Below are 1,197 nucleotides of genomic sequence, written 5' to 3' on the forward strand. Positions count from 1 at the left end.
ATTGCATGAGATCGCTCACTGGTGCGTTGCGGGTGATGAGCGCCGTAAGTTGGAGGACTTTGGCTATTGGTACAAACCTGATGGCCGGACTGAAGATGAACAGACGTTGTTCGAGAAAGTAGAAGTCGCACCGCAGGCACTGGAATGGATCATGGCACAAGCCTGTGGACTGCGCTTTAATTTCTCTGCCGATAATTTAAGTGGTGGTATCGGTGCGAGTGATAGTTTTAAAGGAAATGTTTATAAGCGGGTTCTGTACCTGCTTGAGCATGGTTTTCCCGACCGTCATAAGCAGCTGGTGGAGGCTATGCTGACGGAGTTTAATCAACCCGCTCTAAACCCTGATCAGTTTTCGCTTGCGGGGCGCTGAGCATACGTAGTCCTGCATTTCTGGCAGGGCAACCATCCTATGTATGATCCCCGACATCGCAGAGATGCCTGCGATGTGGATCTTAATGCTGTATCGGTAAGACACCAATGAAAGGAGATGATGCAGCACACCGTATACTTGTGTGTGCTGCATTAAGAAGGGTCAGCCTTGATTGAGGATGGACTTTAAACCTGCTGCAACTTCTGCCGGTGTGCTGCTATGCATAAGGGTTGAGACCAATATGCCTTCTTGATTGATCAGGTACAGTCGAGAGGAATGATCAACGGCGTAACCTGAAGCTGAATCTGTTTCTTCGCCAATTCGATAGAATGCACCGTATCGTTTGACCACGCGGTCAATCTCTTCTCGACTGCCTGTTGCTCCGATGATATTCGGATGAAAGAACGCGGCATATTCTTTCAACGCATCTACGCTATCCCGTTCAGGATCAACACTCAAAAATACGCCACGAACCTGAGCCTGTTCTTCTGGCGTTAATGTGTGAATCGCTTGTGATAGCACCGCCAGACCCGTCGGGCAGACATCTGGGCAGTTGGTGTATCCCAGATAAAATACCACGGCTTTACCGGCCAGGTCTGAGAGCTTTAGGGAGCCTTCACTCGTCTGTAGAGTAAATTCCCCACCGAGAGACTCTCCAAGCGCGATGCGCTGGTCAACCGGTTGTGGGCGAAAATAGAAGGCTAACGCCATCCCAACCAATAGAAATGCAGTCAGGATAAGCAGTGTGCGTAAGGTATTCAGTCCGTTTTTCTTCATTTGGCTGTGAAATCAAAGTGGGCTTCAAGTTGTTGTTGGCCTTGCTGAGC

General features: G+C 49.4%; 2 protein-coding genes. One reads left to right on the forward strand and one right to left on the reverse strand.

All coding sequences use genetic code 11. The annotated features are described in order from the left end of the window. The coding region (locus tag ABYW01_RS21375) for an elongation factor P hydroxylase (protein ID WP_372836631.1) at nt 1–370 on the forward strand (370 nt) is incomplete at its 5' end. Between the two features lie 162 nt (nt 371–532). On the opposite strand, the gene ABYW01_RS21380 is transcribed toward ABYW01_RS21375, so the two are convergent. After that, nucleotides 533–1,147 (reverse strand): SCO family protein, encoded by a 615-nt coding sequence (locus tag ABYW01_RS21380; protein ID WP_372836633.1) that lies wholly within the window; start codon nt 1,145–1,147, stop codon nt 533–535. Nucleotides 1,148–1,197: the final 50 nt, after the last annotated feature.

Origin of the sequence: Pontibacterium sp., assembly GCF_041587635.1 — a bacterium.
Lineage (GTDB): Bacteria > Pseudomonadota > Gammaproteobacteria > Pseudomonadales > Balneatricaceae > Pontibacterium.